General features: G+C 51.8%; 15 protein-coding genes. All 15 read left to right on the top strand.

Annotated elements, in window-relative coordinates; all coding sequences use genetic code 11:
- Positions 1–77 precede the first annotated feature (77 nt).
- Positions 78–596: a PqqD family protein gene (locus AB1757_14135; GenBank protein MEW6128176.1), complete on the top strand. Its 519-nt coding sequence runs from the start codon at positions 78–80 to the stop codon at positions 594–596.
- A gap of 407 nt (positions 597–1,003) precedes the next feature.
- Positions 1,004–2,071 carry a nucleotidyltransferase family protein gene (locus AB1757_14130; GenBank protein ID MEW6128175.1) on the top strand — a complete coding sequence of 356 codons (1,068 nt, stop codon included), beginning with the start codon at positions 1,004–1,006 and terminating at the stop codon, positions 2,069–2,071.
- A gap of 63 nt (positions 2,072–2,134) precedes the next feature.
- Complete coding sequence (locus tag AB1757_14125) at positions 2,135–3,169, top strand: metallophosphoesterase (GenBank protein ID MEW6128174.1); 1,035 nt, start codon at positions 2,135–2,137, stop codon at positions 3,167–3,169.
- 144 nt (positions 3,170–3,313) lie between these two features.
- On the top strand, positions 3,314–4,117 hold the full coding sequence (locus AB1757_14120; GenBank protein MEW6128173.1) for a crosslink repair DNA glycosylase YcaQ family protein: 804 nt from the start codon (positions 3,314–3,316) through the stop codon (positions 4,115–4,117).
- A gap of 511 nt (positions 4,118–4,628) precedes the next feature.
- Entirely contained in the window at positions 4,629–7,667 is a 3,039-nt protein-coding gene (locus AB1757_14115) for a M14 family zinc carboxypeptidase (protein MEW6128172.1), read from the top strand.
- A 282-nt stretch (positions 7,668–7,949) separates the two neighbouring features.
- Complete coding sequence (locus AB1757_14110; GenBank protein MEW6128171.1) at positions 7,950–10,799, top strand: PSD1 and planctomycete cytochrome C domain-containing protein; 2,850 nt, start codon at positions 7,950–7,952, stop codon at positions 10,797–10,799.
- A gap of 216 nt (positions 10,800–11,015) precedes the next feature.
- Positions 11,016–12,560 carry a DUF1501 domain-containing protein gene (locus AB1757_14105; GenBank protein ID MEW6128170.1) on the top strand — a complete coding sequence of 515 codons (1,545 nt, stop codon included), beginning with the start codon at positions 11,016–11,018 and terminating at the stop codon, positions 12,558–12,560.
- A 360-nt stretch (positions 12,561–12,920) separates the two neighbouring features.
- Complete coding sequence (locus tag AB1757_14100) at positions 12,921–14,378, top strand: PQQ-binding-like beta-propeller repeat protein (GenBank protein MEW6128169.1); 1,458 nt, start codon at positions 12,921–12,923, stop codon at positions 14,376–14,378.
- Between the two features lie 37 nt (positions 14,379–14,415).
- Positions 14,416–14,589 carry a hypothetical protein gene (locus AB1757_14095; GenBank protein ID MEW6128168.1) on the top strand — a complete coding sequence of 58 codons (174 nt, stop codon included), beginning with the start codon at positions 14,416–14,418 and terminating at the stop codon, positions 14,587–14,589.
- 226 nt (positions 14,590–14,815) lie between these two features.
- The gene (locus tag AB1757_14090; protein MEW6128167.1) at positions 14,816–16,237 is read left to right on the top strand and encodes a sulfatase; all 1,422 of its coding nucleotides are present in this window, start codon (positions 14,816–14,818) and stop codon (positions 16,235–16,237) included.
- Positions 16,238–16,270: 33 nt separating this feature from the next.
- Positions 16,271–18,319, top strand: coding sequence for a PQQ-binding-like beta-propeller repeat protein (locus tag AB1757_14085; protein ID MEW6128166.1), 2,049 nt, complete (start codon positions 16,271–16,273; stop codon positions 18,317–18,319).
- 44 nt (positions 18,320–18,363) lie between these two features.
- Positions 18,364–18,678 (top strand): hypothetical protein, encoded by a 315-nt coding sequence (locus tag AB1757_14080; GenBank protein MEW6128165.1) that lies wholly within the window; start codon positions 18,364–18,366, stop codon positions 18,676–18,678.
- Positions 18,665–19,309: a nucleotidyl transferase AbiEii/AbiGii toxin family protein gene (locus AB1757_14075; GenBank protein MEW6128164.1), complete on the top strand. Its 645-nt coding sequence runs from the start codon at positions 18,665–18,667 to the stop codon at positions 19,307–19,309. The genes AB1757_14080 and AB1757_14075 overlap by 14 nt, the downstream gene beginning before the upstream one ends.
- 95 nt (positions 19,310–19,404) lie before the next feature.
- A complete protein-coding gene (locus AB1757_14070) occupies positions 19,405–21,279 on the top strand; it encodes a CocE/NonD family hydrolase (protein MEW6128163.1) in 1,875 nt (624 codons plus the stop codon).
- A gap of 189 nt (positions 21,280–21,468) precedes the next feature.
- Positions 21,469–23,316, top strand: coding sequence for a M2 family metallopeptidase (locus AB1757_14065; protein ID MEW6128162.1), 1,848 nt, complete (start codon positions 21,469–21,471; stop codon positions 23,314–23,316).
- Positions 23,317–23,324 lie beyond the last annotated feature (8 nt).

The following is a 23,324-nucleotide window of genomic DNA, read 5'->3' as shown; positions in this document are numbered from 1 at the left end:
CAAGTAAAAACCTCGCACAACTCAGGAAATTTTTAGAACAAGATCGCTTCAGCATTAGAAAAATTAGAGGGAACGCCATGCACGACAACAAAGGAAAAACCATCATTCAGGCGCGTAAAGAAAATCTCGTAGTCAAAGAAGTCGCCGATGAAGTGTTGATTTACGATTTGGATGCCAACAAAGCGCACTGTTTAAATAAGACTGCGGCGCTGGTGTGGAATTATTGCGACGGGAAGAACTCGGTGACAGATGTCGCCCGGCGTATGGCGAGCGATTTACAGACGCCTGTGGATGAAACGGTCGTGTGGTTTGCCATCAATCAACTGGAAAAATTCGATTTGATGCAGGAGCAAAAAGCCAAAGAACTGGGCATGGGAATGACGCGCCGCGATTTAATCAAACGCGCCGGCATTGCCGCCGTCCTGACGATTCCTGTAGTGATGACGATTACCGCGCCTAACGCGCTGGCTGCGGTAAGCTGTGTTGATATCGGTGGAGCGTGTACTACGACAGGAGAGTGTTGCCAAACTCCGTTGGCTCTAACCTGTTGCACAGCACCATCGCCTTCGGCTGGCACTTGTCAAGCATCTTGCTGATGGCTCAGGTCTGAGTAGAATCTGAAAAATATAATTTGGTTAAGCCCACACCTCACTGAAAATTTAAAGATGTGTGGGCTTTTCTGCTTTCATCTGTCTTCCATTCTCTAACCACACGAATTGCTCAAACAGTCAGCATTCTGAAAATGCTGAAAAATGCGGTGATTGAATCTGCTGGGCAAAGGCAACCGTTTTTGGAGTGCGGTAACTGGTTACCGCTTTGGCATAAGCTGAAGGGCGAATGAGCTTTGGTTAAAAAATAAATCGTCCGCTTCAACCCGCGCAACCTTGAAATTCTACGGAAATCCGTGGTTCTATTTTGAAATAAAAGCGGTGACCAGTCACCGCACTCCAAAATTGCGCTTCGCCTTCGGGATTTTTCACCTTGCACGTTATGATTCCTCCGTATGCCCGTAACTTTCGGTCGTTCAAATGTTGATTTGCTCAAAGCCATACATTTTCTAGCGTGGCGAAATCCGCCGCCACCGCTTGCCATCACCGCCGAAGAATTAATCGCCATCACCCCGCAACTCCTGCACCTCGGGGCAGGGGCGCTTGCCTGGCGGCGCATTGCTGATAGCGATTTACAAGACCTGCCTGCGGCTTTGGAACTCAAACGCGCTTATCAATTTCACACACTGCAAACCGCTGTTGATGAACTCAATCTCACACGGGTGTTCAGCGATTTTCGCGCCGCAGGTATTGAACCGTTGCTGGTCAAAGGTTGGGCAATCGCCCGTTTGTATCGAGACCCGGCAATTCGTCCGTTTTCCGATATTGATTTAATCGTCCAGCCGCAGCACACCGGCAAAGCCCGCGAGTTTTTACAAAACGCCTGGCGTTACCCCATCAACATTGATTTGCACGAAGAGTTGAAAGATAGCGACGGACAAAATGTTGAAGCAATGTTTGCCCGTTCACAGTTAATTAATCTCAACGGCACGAAAATCCGCGTGCCTTGCGAAGAAGACCATTTGCGTTTTTTATGCCTGCACGCGCTCAGGCACGGCATCTGGCGACCGCTGTGGCTTTGCGATGTGGCGGTCGCTTTGGAAAATCGTCGAGCCGATTTCGATTGGCAAAGCTGTCTCGGCGACAATCAAATCCAAGCCAACTGGATTCTCTCGACCATCAAACTCGCAAACCAATTGCTCGGCGCGGAAATCAACGACACACCGGTTGCCGAAATCAAAAAACCGTTGCCGCGCTGGTTCGTCAATGCCGTTTTGCAAAACTGGCAAGCAGCAAAAGGCATGAAACAAATCAGCCTGAACGCCATTGTACTCAGCAACCAGTTTTCTTTCAGAGAAAAACTTGCCGAACTCAGCTATCGCTGGCATCGCCCCATCGAAGCCTCTTTAGACCTGCAAATCCCCTTTAATCGGTTGCCGCGTTTGCCTATTCAACTTGCCGCTTCGCTGTTACGGGTGCCGGATTTTCTCGACGCCTTAGCGCAACGACTAAAAAATCGGTAGTATCATTCTTTTCAAATTTCAAAATCGTTTTGATTAAATTGCAAAAAGGAAAAAAATACCGTGATGCAAATCAAACTCTATAAACCGCTGGTCATCATTGTAAGCCTGCTGATATTACCCACAGTCGCTTGTCAGAACGAACAAAAAGGTAAAGATAAAAAAGATAAGAAGTCGAAAGAATTATTCGCTTATGCGCGTGACTGGTCGCGCTTCCCGGCGATTATCGAACGCGACACCAAAAATGAAATCGTCGCCATTGGCGATATTCACGGCGGCTTTGACCGGTTGGTTGCTTTGCTTACAAAAGCCGGTCTCATCAAAGCTGACCCGCAAGCGAAAAGCGGTTATGCGTGGACGGGCGGCAATCGGCTGCTGGTCTGCACCGGCGATATGATTAACAAAGGCAACGGGTCAATCGCGGTTTTGGATTTACTCATGGCGCTCGAAGACCAGGCGCGCGCCGCGGGCGGTGAATTGATCGTCACGCTCGGCAATCACGAAGTCACTTTCCTAGCCAACCCCGGCGCGAAAAAAGCCGAAGAGTTTGAAGACGAACTCGAAGCCAAAGGCATAGACCCTGACTCGTTGCCGCGCGGCGAGTCGCCTTACGGCGTGTGGCTCATGAATCGCGCATACGCGGCGCGCGTCAATGATTGGTTCTTTTCGCATAGCGGCAACACCTCAGATAAAACTCTCGACCAACTGTCGCAGGAATTTCGCGCCGCAGTGGAAAAAGGCGATTGGAAATCCCTGCTTGGCGAAACCTCGCTGCTGGAATCCGAAAAGTGGTGGAAAGGGCAGGGCGGCGCAAAGGAATTGCTCGATAAAAATCTCGCCAGTGTCAAAGCCCGCCATTTCGTTTTCGGTCACGACCCCGGCGCGTTTGAAGGCTTCGGCGCGATTCAACAGGATAAAGACGGTCGGTTGGTTTTAATTGATGTCGGCATGTCACCGGCGGTTGATTACAGCAAAGGCGCATTGCTTTTCATCGAAACCAAAGATAACGAAAGCCTCGCCACAAGCGTGGATGCCGACGGCAATAAAAAACAGATTTGGCGCGGCGACCTTGTAAAAGCGAAAGCGCTGAAGCTGCCATAGATTTAGGAGTTACGCCGATGAGTTCAGAGTAACGCCTTTAGGCGTGAGAAAATTATGGACTCATCACGGCTAAAGCCGTAACTCTAAACCTGGGATTCAAATGCGTAACTCCTGAAATTTTAATAACCTTGATTTTGCTTCGTTATGTTGAATACGATTTCCGAAACTATTGAAGAATATCGCGACCGCGCCTGGCGGCGAACGCCGGAACTGCGCATTGAATCGGCGATTGCTGCCGAAGGGTTTATCGAAGAAATCGGTTTTTGCGGGGCGCTTACCGATGCCAAACAAAATTACCCGTCGCTGTATATTGCGGTTTGTGGCAGGCGCGATGCCTTTATGCCGCGCAATGTGCAGAAAGACCCCGAAGCCAGTTTCGCCTGGGTGACCAAAGATGAAGTGATGCGCCGCGGCAAGGTCTACTATGCCAAACTGCTCAAAGGCAAATCGACGTTTGTTGCGCCGCGACTGGTTCCGCATTTCAACGCCTTATTCGGCATTCCACGCAAACAAGAAAAAGAAAAACTGTCCGATGATGCGCGCGCGATTTTAAAAGTGCTGCGCAAAGAATGGGAGATGGCGACCGCAGATTTGCGCGAAGAATCGGGCGTCAAAGACCGCAAACGCTTTACCAAAGCTCTGGATGAATTGCAGCGCGCCATGAAAGTCATACCGGGCGAAGTTCTGTACGAACCGTTTTTTACCTACATCTGGAGCCTCGCGGAAGGGCGTTGGGCAAAAGAGCTGGCAACCAAAGTCAAACGCGACGATGCCTTGAAAGCGGCTGCCAGAGCCTATTTGAAGGGAGCGGGACTGACCGCGCGCGGCGAACTGGCGCGACTCACGGGACTTTCGCGGGTTGATGCGGGCAGAGGCAATCACCTGCTGGTCAACGAAGGTTTTGCCGAGCGTCTGGAAACCGGCGTCTATCGTTTGCGTGATTTTTAATTGCTGCCGTCACTCTGCATTAGTCCCGAACGGGACAACCTGGTTGGCAGCGGCAATGGTGTTTATCAAGGTTTGGCTTCCCAGCGGATGCGGCGGATCGAGCGGATTCACGCGGATTTTTTTTAACCTGATAACCCCGTGTCATCGTTGATAAACCACGGAAGCAATTTATCCGTCCTTATCTGCCGCATCCGCCGCATCCGCTGGGAAATTCACCCTGGAAATCTGCCCGGTCTTTTTCCGTAAGCGGATTGACTGTTCAACCGTTGGCTTTTTTTAGTCATTGAAACGAACCATAAGTCAGCACAAAATCAGAGAGCCTTTAGCCGATTTGAAAAAGTTAAAAATCGAATTCTGACAACCCGGAATGGTTCATTTAAATTTGCCCGAATACTTAATATCAATTTTTCGACATTGACAATTCACGCCGATTCATTCAAAAAAACAGGCGACAACTTTTTGCAATACTCAAAAGGCTTTGCACAAATTCTATAACTTATCGAGGGGATTTATGACCATCCATCGTTTAACTCGTTCATCTTTTCTCAGTCTAGGTGTGGTTTTGCTGACGGTTTGTTTTGGGCTGGCGCAGACCAACACCACGTTGAAACCGGGACGTGACCCGAAACAACCGATTGATGAGGAATACACCAAAAAAATTGCTGAATATACCACCGAAAAATTTTTCAACTCGCCGCTCACCGATTACCTGCCGGCGTCGAAAACTGTGCCGACGCCGAAAGCTGTGCTTGGGGATGTCGCGGGCGCGCCCGGCAAACTCCCGTATTCGGCAGAGGTCTATCGCTATATGCGACTGCTTGAAAAAGCCAGCCCGCGCGTCAAAGTCTATTCCATCGGCACCACCGAAGAAGGGCGCGAGATGATTGCCGTCGCGGTTTCTTCGGAAGCCAACATCGCGCAGATCGAAGCCAACCGCGCGCGACTTGCCAAACTCGCTGACCCGCGCGCCATTCAGATGAACGATGATGAAGCCGAAAAACTCATCACCGCATCGGTTCCGGTTTACTATCTGACCGGCACGATTCATTCGCCGGAAACCGGTTCACCGACGGCGCTCATGGAACTTGTCTATCGTCTGGCAGTCGATGAAAGCCCTTACTATAAAAATATTCGCGACAATGTCATCACCTTGATTACCCCTGTGGTTGAAGTTGACGGGCGCGACCGACAGGTTGATGTCTATAACTGGCATCTGGCGAACCCCGATAAACAGTGGCCGTCGCTCATCTATTGGGGACATTATGTGGCGCACGATAACAATCGCGATTCGATGGCGCTATCGCTCAAGCTGACGCAAAACGTGTTGAAAACCTATACCGGCTGGCGCGCCCAGGTGCTTCACGATTTGCACGAATCGGTGCCTTACCTGTATGACAACACGGTTGGCGACCAACCCTACAACGCCTGGGTTGACCCGATTCTTACGGACGAGTGGCAATTGATTGGCTGGCACAATGTATCGGAGATGACCAAATTCGGCATGCCCGGCGTCTTCACCCACGGCACCTTCGATACCTGGTCGCCAAGTTATTTGATGTTCATCGCGGCATCGCACAACGGCATCAGCCGTCTGTATGAAACCTTTGGCAATGCGGGCGCGGATACGGTTGAGCGGACGCTGTCGCCGGGAGAGTATTCGCGGCAATGGTATAAACAAAATCCGCCTTTGCCGAAAGCCCGCTGGTCACAGCGCAACAATAACAATTATCAACAAACCGGCATACTGGTTTCGCTGGCGCATTTTGCCACCAACAATAAATATTTTCTGCGCAATTTTTATTTGAAGAGCAAGAACTCAATCCTCAAACCCAAACAGGCAGGTCCCGCCGCTTATGTCTTTCCCGCCAATGACCCGCGACCGGGCGGACAGGCAGAGTTACTCAGACTTTTGCAAATGCAAGGTTGCGAAGTGCATCGCGCCACCGCGCCATTTACCGTGACCATGCCTGCGAAGAAACGACCGGCAAGACCGACGAACGCAACGCCAACCGCTGGAACCAACGGGCAAGGGGAAGCGAAGCCCGCAAACGATACCCGGCAATTTCCCGCCGGCAGTTACATCGTGCGCATGGATCAACCCTACAGCCGCATCGCCGACATGATGCTCGATTATCAATACTGGGCACCGAATGACCCGCAACGAAATATTTATGATGACACCGCCTGGACGTTTGGCGAACTCGGCAATGTGCAAGTCGTGCGCGTCACCGATGTAAAAGCCCTTGATGCGGCGATGGAAAAGGTCGCAGGCGAAGTGCGCGCGACGGGCGGCGTCAAAGGCAGCGGACAGATTTTCGTCGTCAATCACAATGCCGATAACGCGCTTGCGACTTTGCGCTATCGTTTCAAAGACGCGCAGTTTGAAGCGGCGGAAGAGCCGTTTGAAGTCGCCGGTCAAACATTCAATCGCGGTTCATTCATCATTCGCAATGTTTCGCAAAACGATTTGAACGCGGCAACCACTGAACTCGGTTTGCAGGTGGTGGCGACAACCGCTGCGCCGACTGTGAAAACCCACGCCATCAAAGCGCCGCGCATCGCCATCATGCACACCTGGCTCAGCACACAGGACGAAGGCTGGTGGCGTTTGGAATTTGACCGTTTGAAAATTCCCTTCGATTACATCAGCACGCAGGACGCGGCGAAAGACGCCAACCTCAATGCGAAATACGATGTAATTATTTTTGCGCCGGTTGGTCGCAGCAACCCGCAACAAATCATTGCGGGACTGCCGATGTTCGGAAACCCCTTGCCGTGGAAGACGACGGATTTGACGCCGAACCTCGGCAAGGTTGATGCGACCGATGATATGCGTCCCGGTCTTGGTTGGACAGGGGTTGAGAATTTACAAAATTTCGTGCGCCGCGGCGGACTGCTGATTACCGCAAGTGATACGGCAAGCTTCGCCGTGACCTTGGGGTTCGGACAAGGCGTTTCGATTACATCGCCGCAACGTCTGCGCGTCACCGGAAGCGTGTTGCGTTCAAAAATCGTTGACTCGGTGAGTCCGATTCTTTACGGCTACAACGATAATTTATCTATCTTCTGCGCCAATGGTCCGATTTTCGGCGTGAGCAATTCAGTTGGTGGGCGGGGCGGACGCCGGTTCAGCGGCGATGGCAGTGACCGTTTGACCGGGCGCGGCACACCCGATGACCCCGATACGGTGCAGAACCGTCCGCCTGATGTGATACCCGAAGAGACGCGGTCGGAAATCTGGGAACTGCCGCCGGTCACCGATGAACAATTGCGCAATGGCATAGGGGTGATCCCACCTGCAATGAGACCGCGCGTGGTGTTGCGTTACGCGGATGCGCGCGAGTTGTTGGTATCGGGACTGTTGGAAGCGGGCAATGAAATCGCTCAACGCCCGGCAGTGATTGATGTGCCATTTGACAAAGGTCATGTGGTGTTATTCTCGAATAATCCGTTCTGGCGAGCCGAAACCCAGGGGAGTTATTTTCTGGTCTTCAATGCGATTTTGCATTTCGATAATTTGAATGCCGGAAGAAAACTCGCCGAGCGATAAACCAATCCATTTATCAGTAACCTCAGCGTAAGCGGGTGATGAGTTCGATAGTTCCGACGCTCACGCTGAGGTTACTGATTGGTTGTTGATTGCTGGTTGAGCAAGCGATCTTTGACCGCGCCATTAGTAAAATCGCTCATTCAACCTCAGTCAATGGTGCGGCAAATCGCTCCAGGCAATCATCAAGTCGCTTTGTCACTTTCTCAAAGTCGCATATAATAGCGCGGTAGTACGGTTCCCTTTGGACTTCATCAATCAATACATAACGCAAGAGGATTTAGGATGCCGCTCGCTTATCGCCGGTTTAAATTTCCGGTTTTTATTTTCTTCGTCAGCTTATCAATGACCGCTGCCTGGTTTGATAGGCAATCGGTGTCGGCAAACGCGGATGATACAGCCGAGTTTTTTGAAAAGCGCGTTCGCCCGATTCTTTTGACCCGCTGCGCCAGTTGCCATAATCCGCAGGCGCAGGTTGCCAAACTTGACCTGACGACCGCCGAAGGTTTCGCTAAGGGAGGCGAAAGCGGCGCGCTGATTAATTTGAGTCAACCCGAAGAGAGCCGTTTACTTAAAGTCATCGGTTATTCGGAAACCTTGAAGATGCCACCCACCGGCAAATTGAAAGCCGATGAAATTGCTGTGCTCACCGAGTGGGTGAAGATGGGCGCGCCGTGGGCGAATGCGACCGTAAAACCCGAAGCCAAATGGAACCCGCCAAAATCGACACGCGAATTTACCGAAGAAGAGAAAACTTATTGGGCTTTTCAACCGCTTGCTACAGTCGCACCGCCGAAAGTTAAAAATCGAGCCTGGGTTAAATCGCCGATTGATGCATTCATTTTGCAGAAACTCGAAGCCCGTGGCATCACCCCCGCGCCGCCTGCCGATAAACTCACCTTACTGCGCCGCGCCACCTTTGATTTAACGGGACTGCCGCCGACTGAAAAAGAGATGGGCGATTTCTTAGCCGATAATTCGCCTGCTGCGTTTGCCAAAGTCGTCGAGCGATTGCTGGCGAGTCCGCGTTACGGCGAGAAGTGGGGCAGGCATTGGCTCGATGTTGCGCGTTATGCCGATTCGACCGGCAATGATGAAGACCATCGCTACCCGCACGCCTGGAAATATCGCGACTATGTCATCGAAGCGTTCAACTGGGATTTGCCGTATGACCAGTTTATTCGCGAACAGCTTGCGGGAGATTTGTTGCCCGCTGCGGATGGCGGCGAAATCAATAAGCGCGGCATTGTGGCAACCGGATTTCTGGCGCTTGGCGCAAAAGCTCTCGCGCAGCAGGACAAACAGAAGATGCTTTACGATGTCTGGGATGAACAGGTGGATGTAACCTCGAAAGCCTTTTTAGGCATGACGATGGCTTGCGCGCGTTGTCACAATCACAAATTCGACCCGATTCTCACCAAAGATTATTATTCACTGATTGGTATATTTGCCGCGACACGCAGTTTTACCAATCCCGATTCGCATGTCTCTGTGGTGCTTGAAAAACCTCTGATTCCGAAATCCGAATGGCAGCAGTATCAAGCGGCGAAAAAAGTTTATAACGAAAAACAGAAACGCTTGCAGTTGGCTTTGGCAGCGATTAAAGACGATGCGCAGCGGCGATGGGTGCAACCGCTTGCCAACAATTTTGCGAATATCATGCTTGCCGCCCGCCGTGTCTATGAAGGCAATATCAAAATCGAAGAAGCCGCTAAGCAGGTCGGACTTGATGCGGCTTTCATGCAGAAATGGGTCGATTTTTTTAAGCCGAATGACGAGCGGGTGCGCGGTTATTTGAATGAATGGAAGGACGCGCCTGTGGATAAACGCTCGACGGTTGCGCAAAGTTATCAAGCGCGATTTGTGAAACGTTTTGAAGCCTGGCAGAAATCGCTTGGCGAATGGCAAAGCAAATATCAGAAAGCGCTCGAAGCCAATCAAGCGTTACCCGACCGACCCGGCTTTGAAGAGGGCGAAGACCGTTTTTTTGCCGAAATTTATTTTGGTGATAGCGTATTTGCAGTCTCTGATAAAGAGCCGAAATTTTTCTCCACAGAGCAATGGGCAGCGATTGAAAAGCTGCATAAAGAACAAGAGGCGTTAAAGAAACTTGCGCCCGTAGAACCCGAATTTGCCTGCGCCATTGAAGAGGGCGCACCGGTTAAACAAAAAGTCCTGGTGCGCGGCGATTACAATAACCCCGGCGAAGATGCGCCGCCCGCATTCCCGGCAATCCTTGCGCGCTATGACACGCAATCGCCGTTTAGCGGCAGCGGGCGTTTGCAACTTGCAGATTGGTTGACGCGCGCGGAAAATCCTCTGCCGAAACGGGTGCTGGTCAATCGCTTGTGGCAATGGCATTTCGGCGAGGGGTTAGTGCGAACCCCCGATAATTTTGGCAGGATGGGCGACCGTCCGTCGCACACGGAACTCTTGGATTTTCTCGCCGCAGAGTTCATCAAATGCGGGTATTCGATGAAGGCGATGCATCGAATGCTCATGCTCTCAAACACTTACAAAATGGCTTCGGAAAATCCTGTGGCGATGAAAGCCGACCCGGATAACCGTTTGCTTTCGCGATTCAATCGCCGGCGTCTAACGATTGAAGAGATGCGCGACGGCTTGCTTGCGATTGACGGGACGATTGATTTGACGATGGGCGGCACGTTGCAGACCGGGCGCGGCACGGATGGCGAAAATAATCAGGAGCGGTTGAGTTTCAATCCCGAAAAATCGAAACGCCGCACGGTTTATCTGCCACTTCGTCGGGCGAATTTGCCGACCTTGCTGAATCTTTTTGATTTTGGCGACGCCACAACCATGAGCGGCAAACGCCAACTTACCAATGTCGCAACCCAAGCTTTGTTCTGGCTCAACAGCGAATTTCTGACCGAGCGTTCAGCCGATTTCGCACAACTATTAATGGCGAACAATGTGAAAGATGAGGCGGAGCGCGTGGCGATTGCCTATCGGCGCATCTTAAATCGCGAACCTCAAAAAGCAGAAATGGCGGGCGCATTAAAATACCTTGAAGGATACAAATTGAAATTCGCCGGTGACAAAGCCGAGCAGAAAGCCTGGCAGAGTTTTGTGAGAATTCTGATGTCATCGAATGAATTTGTTTACCTTGATTGAAGAAAATATTTGAGCAGATATTCAGCTACGGTAAGCCTTAAAATTGAGATTGCCAATGTGGATTAACCGCAGAGAACGCAGAGGCAGCGCAGAGAGTTGCTGCAAGCAACTCCTCCAGCGGTTCAACATTTGGAAACGAGGTCAGCTGACGCTCCTCAAACGTGGTTTTTATTTTTCAGAAATTGTAGTGATTACTCATCAATCGGGAGTTGCATAATGTCAAAGCCGGAAAGTCTGGCGTGGATTCAATCGCTTTATCAAAAAACCGAACAACCCATGTCGCGCCGCGCCTGGCTGCGCGCCGCAAGCCTCGGTTTCGGCTCACTCGGTTTAACCGCGATGCTTGCCGAAGAAGCAAAACTTTTCGCGGCGACGAATTCGCAATTCGCGGAAGGCTCAAGTCAGTCCGGCAATCCGCAATCCGCAGGAGGCGTAAGCCTGCCCCGCAATTCGCAATTGCAAAGTCCGCTTGCGCCGCGCCCGCCGCATTTTGCGCCGCGAGCCAAACGGGTGATTTTTCTTTTTATGCATGGCGGTCCCTCTTCGATTGACACTTTCGACCCGAAAGAACGACTGGTGCGCGATCATGGCAAACCCTTGCCGATTAAACGCCCGCTGGCATTCGCTGATGGCAAAGTCGGACCTTTGATGAAACCGCTTTGGGATTTCAAACCCGGCGGACAAAGCGGCATTCCCGTAAGTGATCTCTTTCCACATGTGCGCGATTGCGTAGATGACCTCTGCATTATTCGTTCGCTGGTTGGCGAAGGCGTTGACCACGGCGCGGCATTGCTGCAAACCTTCACAGGCTCTTCAACCTTCGTGCGACCGAGCATGGGGTCTTGGGTGATTTACGGACTGGGAACCGAAAATCAAAATCTTCCCGGCTTCATCACGATTAAACCGGCGCTGTCGCATGGCGGCGCGAAAAACTGGTCATCAGCTTTTTTGCCCGGCGCATATCAAGGCACGGCGATTGGCAATTCCGGCTTGAAAGTCGAAGACATCAAAAAAGAACCGATTGAATATCTCCTCAGCAAACATCTGTCGCCCGATGAGCAGCGTTATGAACTGGAGATGCTCGAAGCCATCAATCGCCGCCATCAGCAACTCCATAAGCAAGACCCGCAACTGGAAACCCGCATACAGGCATTCGAGATGGCTTTCAAAATGCAATCGCAAGCCCCCGAAGCCTTCGAGGTGGATAAAGAATCCCAAGCCACGAAAAAACTTTACGGCTTGGATGACCCTTTGACCGCCGATTTCGGCTGGCAGTGTTTATTGGCGCGACGACTTGCCGAACGCGATGTGCGCTACATTCAATGCACCCACAGTTACAAATGGGATCAGCACAGCGACCTCTATAATCTGCATACTAAGAATGCCCGTGAAGTCGATAAACCGATTGCCGGACTGCTGAAAGATTTGAAAGCGCGTGGACTGTTGAAAGATACGCTGGTCATCTGGGCGGGCGAATTCGGACGCACCCCGGTCAGTGAAAGCGGTGACGGGCGCGATCACAATCCTTACGGCTATTCGATATGGATGGCGGGCGGCGGCGTCAAAGCCGGTTTCGTTTATGGCGCGACCGATGACATCGGCTATCACGCTGTCGAAGACCGCTGTCACATACATGATTTTCACGCGACGGTGTTGCATTTGCTGGGACTTGATCACGAGCGCTTGACTTATCGGTTCAGCGGGCGCGATTTCCGTTTGACGGATGTGGCGGGCGTTGTCGCCCAAAAGATTCTCGCATAATTAAGGCTTTGGTGTAATTGGCTCAGCTTTATTCCTGTGACTTGGTGAAGGCAATCTGAAACCGGAAATTAGTCGTTTCAATCCGTATCGCTTTGCAAAAAATAACTCGGCAGTTTTTGATTTAATCTGATAGACTGCTCACCCGTTTTTCATATCAAACATTTCAGGCTAGCGAGATGATATTAACCCCTCACACCCGACTGAGGCATTACAAACTCTCGCCACCTGGCGTGGGCGGGATGAGCAGAACTTTTTCTGGTTCGCGTTTGCTATCGCGAGCATCAGTCGTTATCAAATTGTTCAGTAAAAAATTTCAGCCGATACACTCAACTCAGCCTTATAAAAATCTAGGAGTAACTCATGAGTACAAGTTGTCCCGAACGCGGAAATATCCGCAAAGTTATTGACCGCGCGCTCTGCTTGCGTCTGCTTGGTTTGGCGTGCGTGCTCCTTATGGCATCGCTCAACGCGGACGGTCAGCGTCTCGACTGGCCGCAATTTCGCGGGCCCGACGCCAACCCTGTGGGCACATCAGCGCAACTGGCGGAACGCTGGTCGAAGACCGAAAATGTCGAGTGGTCGCAAGCGATTCCCGGGCGCGGTTGGTCGTCGCCCATCGTCACCGGTGGCAAAGTCTATGTGACGACCGTGACCACAGATGGCAAGTCGAAATCGCCGCAAATCGGCACGGAATACAGCAACGAATACGTCGCCGAACTGCAAAAACAGGGATTGCCGATGGATAAAGTCATCGAGCGCGTGACCGAGCGCGATATTGAATTGCCGAAAGAAGTAAGCCTGCACTACTTCCTCTATTGTCTGAACCTGAAAAGTGGCAAGGTGGAATGGCAGAAAGAATTTTATGCGGGACATCCGCCCGGTGGGCGACACCGCAAAAATAGTTTTACTTCGGAAAGCCCGGTGACCGACGGCAAATTCGTTTATGTGTATGTAGCGAATCTCGGTTTATGGGCGTTTGACTTGAACGGCAAGCAAGTATGGAAGACGCCGCTTGAAGTCAATCCCATTTACCTGGACTTTGGGACAGGCAGTTCACCGGCGCTGGCGGGCAACCTGTTGGTGATTGTCAACGACAATGAGAAGCAGCAGTTCATCGCGGCGTTTGACAAGCAGACCGGCAGGCAGGTCTGGCGCGCGAATCGAGACATTGGCCCCCAGGGACGGCGGTCAGCCTGGGTGACGCCCTTTATTTGGCGGCACGCGCTGCGTACGGAAATCGTAGCGGTGGGTCCTGAGGTAGTGGTGAGTTACGACCTCGCGGGGAAAGAATTGTGGCGACTGTCCGGGATGTCTGCAACGCCGATTCCCATGCCCTTGGCTTATGACGGATTGCTTTACATCAACGGCGGGCGCGGCGCTGCCTTGTTCGCTATTCGTCCGGGCGCAAGCGGCGATATTTCGCTCAGTCAAAACCAGACCTCAAACAATTATATTGTCTGGTCGCAACCTCGCGCCGGAACCTATTTGCCATCTTCGTTGGCTTATAACGGAGGTATTTACGCATTGACCGAAACGGGAATCCTGAGCCGCTTTGACGCCAAGACCGGCAAGCAGACATACAAAACACGCATTGACCCGACGGCAACGGCGTTTACGACCTCGCCCTGGGTTTACAATGGCAAGCTGTTCTGCCTGAGCGAAGAAGGCCAGACCTTTGTTATCGCGGCGGGCGAGCAGTTCAAGTTATTGCACGTGAATGAACTGGACGACATGGCGCTGGCGTCGCCTGCAATCGTCGGCGAGCGCTTGTTGATACGCACGGAACAACGCCTGTATTCAATTCGCCGCAGAGGATGAGCGGGGCACTATGGTTACCCGAGGATAGTTAGAATAGATGAGTCAGGAACTGGCAATCAACACCGCGCTCGCGCATTACCGCATCGTCGCCAGACTCGGCGCGGGCGGCATGGGTGAGGCGCAACCCTGTACGTCTCACTGGGTGAGAAGGACGCAGCGTTTGCCGAACTCAAAAGGGGTTACCGCAGTCGCGAATGGTTATTGGCATTGATCAAGGTTGACCCGCGAGTGGATGCTTTGCGAGACGACCCGCGTTTTGCCGAGATGCTGCGGCGCATCGGCTTGTCGCAGTGAGCGAGACCAGCGAACGGTTTGCCTGCGTTGCTGAAATTATGGTTTTCACGGTGAACAAATTTGGCTGGGAAATTCCCCTTATTCAGGGGGGCTGGCGCGGACATTCACCCGACCGGGCGCTTCGCTCTGGAAAGGTCATTGCCATGAAAAAACATCTAATTGCCATCGCCATCACCCTGCTGCTCGCAGCCTCTCACTGTCCGGCGCAATCTGCCCCGCGCCAACCGTCACGCCCCAACATCGTCTTCATCCTGATTGATGATTTACGATGGGATGAACTCGGTATCGTCGGGCATCCGTTTATCAAAACGCCTAACATTGACCGTCTCGGCAAAGAGGGTGGATTATTTCGCAATGCCTTTATGACGACGCCACTTTGTTCGCCTTCGCGCGCCAGTTTGCTTACCGGGCAATATGCCCACACCCACGGCATCACAGACAATGTTGATCGCTCTGCCGCCAGTCACAGGCTCGAAACTTTTCCTCGTCTGCTTAATCAATCGGGATACGAAACCGCCTTCATCGGCAAATGGCACATGGGCAATGATGACAAGCCGCGACCGGGTTTTGATCGCTGGGTGAGTTTCAAAGGACAAGGCACCTATCTCAATCCCGAGATCAACGAAGACGGCAAATCCGTCAAACCATCGGGCTACATCACAGATATTTTGAGCGGCTACGTGGTGGAGTTCATCCGGCGACGACACGACAAACCGTTTCTGGTTTATCTGGCACACAAAGCCATCCATCCCGAAGTCACGCAGAATGACGATGGCAGCGTCAATTTAGCCAATGCGGAACTGTTTATTCCCGCCGAGCGGCACAAAAATTTGTATACGGGCAAAGCGATTCCGCATAGACCAAATTATGGTCGCGCGCCGACGGATAAACCCGCGCTGCAAAGACCCATCGGCAATCTGCCATCACTTGGAGTTGCCACCGTCACCGGCGACGAAGCTATTCTTGGACGGGCGCGCACGCTTGCGGCGATTGACGAGGGCGTCGGGGAAATCCTCAAAGCCTTGCAGGAGACCGGACAACTCGATAACACGGTGATTGTTTTCACCAGCGACAACGGCTATTTTTACGGCGAACACGGATTGAGTGTCGAACGACGGCTGGCTTACGAAGAATCCATACGCATGCCGCTGCTCGTGCGTTATCCGAAAGCGATCAGGGCTGGCACGGTGCGCGACGAATTGGCGCTCAACATTGACCTCGCGCCAAGCTTGCTGGAACTGGCTGGCGTCGCTGTGCCGAATACGATGCAGGGACGTTCGCTTGTGCCGCTGCTGGCGGGCAGGCAAAGGGCATGGCGCAATTCGTTTCTAATCGAATACTATTCCGACAAGGTCTTTCCGCGGGTTTTACAGATGGGCTATAAAGCCGTGCGCAACGCGCGCTGGAAATACATTCACTATCTCGAACTGCAAGGGATGGATGAACTCTACGACCTGAAAACCGACCCTTATGAAATGAAAAACCTCATTGCCAAGCCCGACGCCGCCCGCGCGCTTGCTGCAATGCAGCGCACGATGGAACGTCTGTTGAAAGAGACTGATTGAGGAATTGCCATTTTGTTTGAAGGAGACCGAGCGATGAAATTTCAAAACCTGTTCTTCAGCTTCAATGCTCATCTGAAACTGTCAACCATTTTTATGTTGACCATTCTCGCTTTTACTTTACGAAGTGTGACCGCGCAACAAGCGGGAGTCTTCACCAACGCGCAGGCGGCGCGCGGGCAGGCGCTTTATGACAAACGCTGCGCCGCGTGTCACGGCGCGAACCTCACAGGCGGTTCATCGGTGCCGCTTGTCGGAGCGCGCTTCATGGCGAAATGGGGGCAGGGCAAACATAGTGTCGATGAGTTGTATTACATCACCCGCACCCAGATGCCTTATGGCGCAGCAGCAACGATGACCAATCAGGAATACATCGATATGGTCGCTTATATTTTGAAAGCCAATGGCTATCGTTCGGGTGAACGCGAACTTTCGACCGATTCGGCTACTTTGCAGAAAATCATCATTCGCCCGCAAACCGCTGCCAAAGGCGACGCGATTGAAACTGTTTCAAGCAATACGGGCAAATCTGCGACAGCCAATGCACAGGCGACCCTCACGGGACCTACGCAACAGGAATTAAATGCCGCCGCGACGAATTCCAGCGACTGGCTGCTGACGAATCACGATTATGCCGGAACCCGCTTCGTTGACCTCAAACAGATCAACCGCCAAAACGCCGCTTCTTTGCGTCCGGTGTTTATGTATCAGGCGGGCGACACCAACACCTTTCACACCAACCCGCTGGTCTATCGCGGGGTGATGATTTTGACCACCGCCGATTCGACGATTGCCATTGATGCGACGAGCGGGCAAGTCAAATGGCGGTACAACTGGCGACTCAAAGGCAAGCCCGGTTGGCCCGTGCAACGCGGCGTGGCAATCAAAGATGGCTACGTGGTGCGCGGCACTTATGACGGTTATTTGATTGCGCTCGACATTGCCACCGGAAAATTGCTGTGGGACAGAGCCATCGTTGATATGACCAAAAACGAAGGCGGATTCACCATGCCGCCAATGATTTATGAAGACCTGATTATCATCGGTCCTGCCGGCAGCGAACTCGGCGTCAAAGGCTGGATTGGCGCGTTTCGTTTGAAAGACGGCAGCGAAGTCTGGCGATTCAATACCATACCGGATGACGGCGAACCCGGCGCAGAAACCTGGGGCAAAGCCGATGCGCGACTCAAGGGCGGCGGGTCGCTGTGGACGCCTGTATCGCTGGATACCGCACAGAACCTGCTCTATTTCGCAGTCGCCAATCCTGCGCCCGATTTTTACGGCGAAGCGCGACCGGGAGCCAATCTCTACACCAACTGTATGGTGGCGCTCGATGTCCGCACAGGCAAATTGCAGTGGTACTATCAGGTCGTGCCGCACGATACTCACGATTGGGATTTGACACAGGCAAGCCCGTTGTTTACCGCAACCGTGAATGGCAAACTGCGCAAACTGGCGGCAACCGTCGGCAAAAGCGGCGTTCTGCACGTCGTTGACCGCGAAACTCATGAGAAAGTTTATGAGGTGCCGGTGTCCAGTCAATTGAATGCCGATGTGCCGCTGACAACTCAAGGGGTGCGCGTCTGTCCGGGCATTCAAGGCGGGGTGTTATGGAGCGGTCCGGCGTTCAATCCGCGCACCAATATGCTTTATGTGAATTCGGTTGAGTGGTGCGGGACGTTTGGTGTCGCCAAAGAATTGCGCTACATCGAAGGGCAGTTTTATATGGGCGGGTTTTCCCGTCTTGACCCGATTGAACAGGCGCGGGGGTGGCTCACTGCCATAGACGCTTCGACAGGCAAGGTGCAATGGCGTTATAAATCTAATCGACAGATGGTTGCTACGGTGACCACGACCTCAGCCGATTTAATTTTTACCGGAGAGATTACCGGCGATTTTCTGGTACTTGATGCGCGCAACGGAAAAGAGCTTTACCGCTTCAACACCGGCGGACCTATCAATGGCGGCGTGATTACCTATGCCATTAACGGCAAACAGTATGTCGCGGTGATGAGCGGCAATGCCACGGCGTTCTGGCAGGCACGCCCCGGTTCATCAACGGCAATCGTTTTTGCGCTGCCATAATATTTTTTGGCAGATAATGGCAAATGTGTGAGATTTAAATATTGATGGAGAACCTTGTGAGGGTTGCGCTTTCAACCGAGTTGGATGATCCACAGGCAATTCCCTATTTTTTGTGGGATGAGCCGATGACGGTTGCTGAGTTTAAGCGACGACTTCAACTGGCATCACACAGTGAACAAATTCGTTTGCTGGCAAAAGTGTTGCGTGAAGCTCGCGATACCGATGTCTGGAAATTCACCACTCCGCAAGAGGTTTTGCAGAAGTGGAATGAGCTTTCCCGGCATCTTGGGCGACGGCGCAACTTTTGGGAATTTTTATTTGACTGTTGGCAGAAAGAAGGATTGCTTGCCAAATCGTAAACTGAGCACTTTACAAGAGGAATTTCTTAACGCTTTTTTCAAGCTTGAAGACCGCTTCTTTCTTACAGGCGGCGCAGCGTTGGTTGGGTTTTACCTTGGACACAGAGAAACCCACGACCTCGACCTCTTTACACTTGCAGATGTGCTTGATGAAGGCGTAGCAACCGTTGAAGCCATTGCCCGGCAACTGTCAGCCTCTCTCGAATCCATTCAAACTGCACCGGATTTTCGCCGGTTCTTGTTACGCAAGGGGAAAGATTCAGTGGTCATTGATTTGGTGCGCGAATATGTCACCCAGATTGTGTCGGAAAAACCTGTCGTCAATGGCGTTAAGGTTGACCCGCCGCAAGAAATACTTGCCAATAAACTTTGCGCCTTATTGTCACGCTCCGAAATACGCGATTTGGTTGATGTCCGTGCTTTGGAATTGCTGGGTTACAAAGTTGAAGATGCGCTGCCATCAGCAGCAGCCAAAGATAGCGGTCTGACAGCCGCACAACTGGCTTGGGTATTGAGTCAAATTGAAATGAGTGATGATCTGATTCCTCCGGGAGAAGTTTCGGTCGAAGAATTAAGGCAATATCTTGCAGATTTGATACGGCGACTTACCCGTCAAGCGTTCCCGGAATAATTGGCGCTCAACTATTCAATAAGTGATGATAAACAATCAATCGCGGTAAATATACCCAGCCGCTTTTTATAAATTTACAGCAGGAGAACGGAATTATGAAAATTAAACGAAATCTGGTGCAACGAGTCAGATTGCATTATCTCCTTTTATTCACTGCCCTGGTTGCGCTGCTCAATGTCACGGCACTGGCGCAAGGCGCGCAGCCGCAGCAGGACGCCAAATATGAAGCCATCGAAGCGATGGTGCCGATGCGCGACGGCGTCAAACTCTACACGGTGATTTGTGTGCCGAAAAATCAAACCGAAGCCTTGCCGATTCTTTTGCAACGCACGCCTTATGGGGCAAGCCCGCGCATCGCAGGGTTTTTACCTCAGGCTTACAGAGAGCTTGATGCCGATGGTTACGTTTTCGCTTTTCAGGATATTCGCGGCAAATACAAATCCGAAGGCGAGTTTCGCATGAATCGTCCGCCGCGCGACAAAAGCGACGCGAAATCGGTTGATGAAGCGTCGGACACCTACGACACCATCGACTGGTTGTTGAAAAACGTTAAAAACCACAACGGTCGCGTCGGGATGTTCGGCGTGTCGTATCCCGGTTGGCTTGCGGTGGTTCCGTTAGTCGAACCGCATCCGGCTTTAAAAGCCTTATCGCCGCAAGCCTTGATGGGCGACACCTGGCTTGGCGATGACTTCTTTCATCAGGGCGGTTTTCGCCTGAGCTATGGTTATGAATATGTCTACGGCGTTGAAAGCGCCAAAGGCGGCGCGAGTCCGCAATTCGATACCTATGACATGTATGAATGGTATTTGAAAAAGGGGGCGCTCTCGAATTTTCTTAAACCGACTTTGCCAACCTGGAAAGATTTCATCGAGCATCCGACGTTTGACAGTTTCTGGCAATCGCGTTCAGCTTCGCACTATTTGAAATCGGCGAGCGTGCCGACCTTAGTGGTGGTTGGCTGGTTCGATCAGGAAGATTTTTACGGGCCGATGAAAGCTTATATGGCGTTGGAGAAAAACGATAAGCAGAATAACAATTTTCTGGTGGTTGGTCCCTGGAATCACGGTGGTTGGCGCGGCGAAGGCGCGAAACTCGGCAATCTCGAATTCAAAAGCGCCACCGGAAACCATTTTCGCGAAAAAATCGAAGCGCCGTTTTTCGCTTATTATCTGAAAGGCAAAGGCGACCTCAAACAACCCGAAGCCATCACTTTTCAAACCGGCAGCAACGAGTGGAAAACCTACACGCAGTGGCCGCCTCGCAATCTCACCACCGAGCGTAAACTCTATTTTCACGCCAACGGCAAGCTCTCATTCGATGCGCCGACCGCTGGTGGCGCTAAAGAATTCGATAGTTATGTTTCAGACCCCGCGCATCCTGTGCCCTATCGCAAACGTCCGATTGAGCCGACCTATTTTCAAAAAGGTTCCGGGTGGTTTGCGTGGCTTACCGAAGACCAGCGCTTCGTTGACCGCAGACCTGATGTGTTGACCTGGGAGACCGATACGTTGAAAGAAGACGTGACCATATCGGGTGAAATCATCGGACAACTCTTCGCCTCAACCACCGGGACGGACAGCGACTGGATTGTGAAATTGATTGATGTTTTGCCGGAAGAGATTGCCGAAAATCATCGCATGGGCGGCTATCAAATGATGGTCGCGGGTGAAGTGTTGCGCGGGCGTTATCACAAGAGTTTTGCCAAGCCCGAACCGCTCACGCCCAACCAGGTGACCGAATTCAATGTTGACCTGATACATAAAGACCACTGCTTCAAGAAGGGGCATAAAATCATGGTGCAGGTACAAAGCACCTGGTTTCCGATTATTGACCGCAATCCGCAAAAGTACGTCGAGAATATTTTCAAAGCGACCGATGCCGATTTCACTGTGGCAACGCAACGCATCTACCGGTCGAAGCGTTACCCGTCGGGCGTCAAAGTTTTCGTGGTCGCTAATCAGCATTGAAGATAGTAAGCAGTAGGCAGTAGGCAGTTAGGTTGCACAATGGAATGCAAATGGTGGTTTGCACATTCTATTTTTTTAATATTAAAGAAGACGACGATACCTTCCTTGCTGCCTACTGCCTACTGCTTACTGCCTACTACTTCTTGCCTTAGCGCCTCACGCATGCTCTCATAAACAGGGAGGTCGTTTATGAAACCGTCATTCATTTCTAAACTGCGTTTCAGCATTTCTATCGTTTTACTTTTAAGCCTTTGTTTATTGCCGAATCTCTCATTTGTGCGGGCGCAATCTGCCAAACCGCCGATGAAATCAGCCACAGCAAAAGCGACGGTTGCCGATGCCGAAAAATTTATTGCCGATGCCGAACAGCGATTAAAAACCTTGAGCATTCAATCGAGCCGCGCCGACTGGGTCAACAGCAATTTCATCACCGACGATACCGAAGCGATTGCCGCCAATGCCAAAAAGGATTATATCGCGGCGGTCACTGAACTTGCCGAAGCCTCGCGCCGGTTCGATGACCTGAAACTGCCGGAAAATATGGCGCGAAAAATGATGCTGCTGAAATTGGCGCTCACCTTACCCGCGCCGAATAATCCCGCAGAGCGCGAAGAGTTGACCAAAATCGCCGTGTCGATGGAAAGCGATTATGGCAAAGGCAAATTCTGTCCCGATGGCGCAACCGGCAAATGTCTGTCGCTTGATGAAATGGAAGAGATATTGGCGACCAGCCGCGACCCCGAAGAATTGAAAAAGGTCTGGGCGGGTTGGCGAACCGTTTCGCCCGCGTATCGCGAGCGTTATGCGCGCTTCGTTGAGCTTGCCAATAAAGGCGCAAGAGAGATGGGCTTTAAAGATGCGGGCGCGATGTGGCGTTCAAAATACGATATGCCGCCCGATGCTTTTGCTGCCGAAATGGAACGCTTGTGGCAACAACTCAAACCGCTCTATGATTCGCTCTATAAATACACCCGCAAACAATTGGCGAAAAAATATGGCAACCGGATTATCCCGGAAAACGGTTTGATTCCGGCGCACCTGCTCGGCAATATGTGGGCGCAGACCTGGGGCAATACCTATTCGTTGTTGAAGCCACCGGCGGGCGACCCCGGTTATGATTTAACGGAAATCCTCAAGCGCAAAAACACCGATGCGCGGCAGATGGTCAAATACGGCGAAGGCTTTTTCACCTCGCTTGGTTTTGAAGCGTTGCCCGCGACCTTTTGGGAACGCTCACTGTTTACCAAACCGCAAGACCGCGAAGTCGTCTGTCACGCGAGCGCCTGGAACATCGATACGCAAAAAGATGTGCGCATCAAAATGTGTATAAAAATCAATGATGAAGATTTCGTCACCGTGCATCACGAACTCGGACATAACTTCTACCAGATGGCTTATGCGCCGCAACCTTATCTTTATCAGGACAGCGCCAATGATGGATTTCACGAAGCCATCGGCGATACCATCGCGCTATCGGTGACGCCGGAATATTTGAAACGTCTTGGTTTCATTGATAAGTTGCCGGATGAAACCAGCGACATCGGATTTTTACTCAAGATGGCGCTCGATAAAATCGCTTTTCTGCCGTTCGGTTATCTGGTTGACCAGTGGCGCTGGAAAGTATTTTCCGGCGAAATCAAGCCGCAGGATTACAATAAAGGCTGGTGGGAACTGGTCGAAAAATATCAAGGCATTGCGCCGCCTGTGGCGCGCAGTGAAAAAGATTTTGATGCCGGCGCGAAATATCACATCGCTGCCAATGTGCCGTATGCGCGGTATTTTCTGGCGACCGTCTTGCAATTCCAATTTCATCGGGCGCTGCTCAGAATTGCCGGTTACCAGGGAGCTTTGCACAGAGGTTCGATTTACGGCAACCAAGCCGCAGGTGAACGTTTGAAGCAGATGCTGGCGATGGGACAGAGTCGCCCGTGGCCTGAGGCATTGAAGACCTTGACCGGCGAAGACCGCATGGATGCCACAGCGATTGTTGATTATTTTGCGCCGCTCAAGAAATGGCTTGATGAACAAAACAAGTAAAGGAACGC

The sequence above is a fragment of the Acidobacteriota bacterium genome, assembly GCA_040754075.1.
Taxonomy (GTDB): domain Bacteria; phylum Acidobacteriota; class Blastocatellia; order UBA7656; family UBA7656; genus JBFMDH01.
This window is presented reverse-complemented; position numbering and strand designations above follow the sequence as displayed.

Bases quoted from the DNA above. Each gene is read 5' to 3' on its own strand.
- AB1757_14090 (MEW6128167.1), top strand. From the start codon at position 14,816: ATGAAAAAACATCTAATTGCCATCGCCATCACCCTGCTGCTCGCAGCC.
- AB1757_14110 (MEW6128171.1), top strand. From the start codon at position 7,950: ATGCCGCTCGCTTATCGCCGGTTTAAATTTCCGGTTTTTATTTTCTTC.
- AB1757_14095 (MEW6128168.1), top strand. From the start codon at position 14,416: ATGAGTCAGGAACTGGCAATCAACACCGCGCTCGCGCATTACCGCATC.
- AB1757_14065 (MEW6128162.1), top strand. From the start codon at position 21,469: ATGAAACCGTCATTCATTTCTAAACTGCGTTTCAGCATTTCTATCGTT.
- AB1757_14135 (MEW6128176.1), top strand. From the start codon at position 78: ATGCACGACAACAAAGGAAAAACCATCATTCAGGCGCGTAAAGAAAAT.
- AB1757_14120 (MEW6128173.1), top strand. From the start codon at position 3,314: ATGTTGAATACGATTTCCGAAACTATTGAAGAATATCGCGACCGCGCC.
- AB1757_14115 (MEW6128172.1), top strand. From the start codon at position 4,629: ATGACCATCCATCGTTTAACTCGTTCATCTTTTCTCAGTCTAGGTGTG.
- AB1757_14085 (MEW6128166.1), top strand. From the start codon at position 16,271: ATGAAATTTCAAAACCTGTTCTTCAGCTTCAATGCTCATCTGAAACTG.
- AB1757_14130 (MEW6128175.1), top strand. From the start codon at position 1,004: ATGCCCGTAACTTTCGGTCGTTCAAATGTTGATTTGCTCAAAGCCATA.
- AB1757_14100 (MEW6128169.1), top strand. From the start codon at position 12,921: ATGAGTACAAGTTGTCCCGAACGCGGAAATATCCGCAAAGTTATTGAC.
- AB1757_14070 (MEW6128163.1), top strand. From the start codon at position 19,405: ATGAAAATTAAACGAAATCTGGTGCAACGAGTCAGATTGCATTATCTC.
- AB1757_14125 (MEW6128174.1), top strand. From the start codon at position 2,135: ATGCAAATCAAACTCTATAAACCGCTGGTCATCATTGTAAGCCTGCTG.
- AB1757_14080 (MEW6128165.1), top strand. From the start codon at position 18,364: ATGGAGAACCTTGTGAGGGTTGCGCTTTCAACCGAGTTGGATGATCCA.
- AB1757_14105 (MEW6128170.1), top strand. From the start codon at position 11,016: ATGTCAAAGCCGGAAAGTCTGGCGTGGATTCAATCGCTTTATCAAAAA.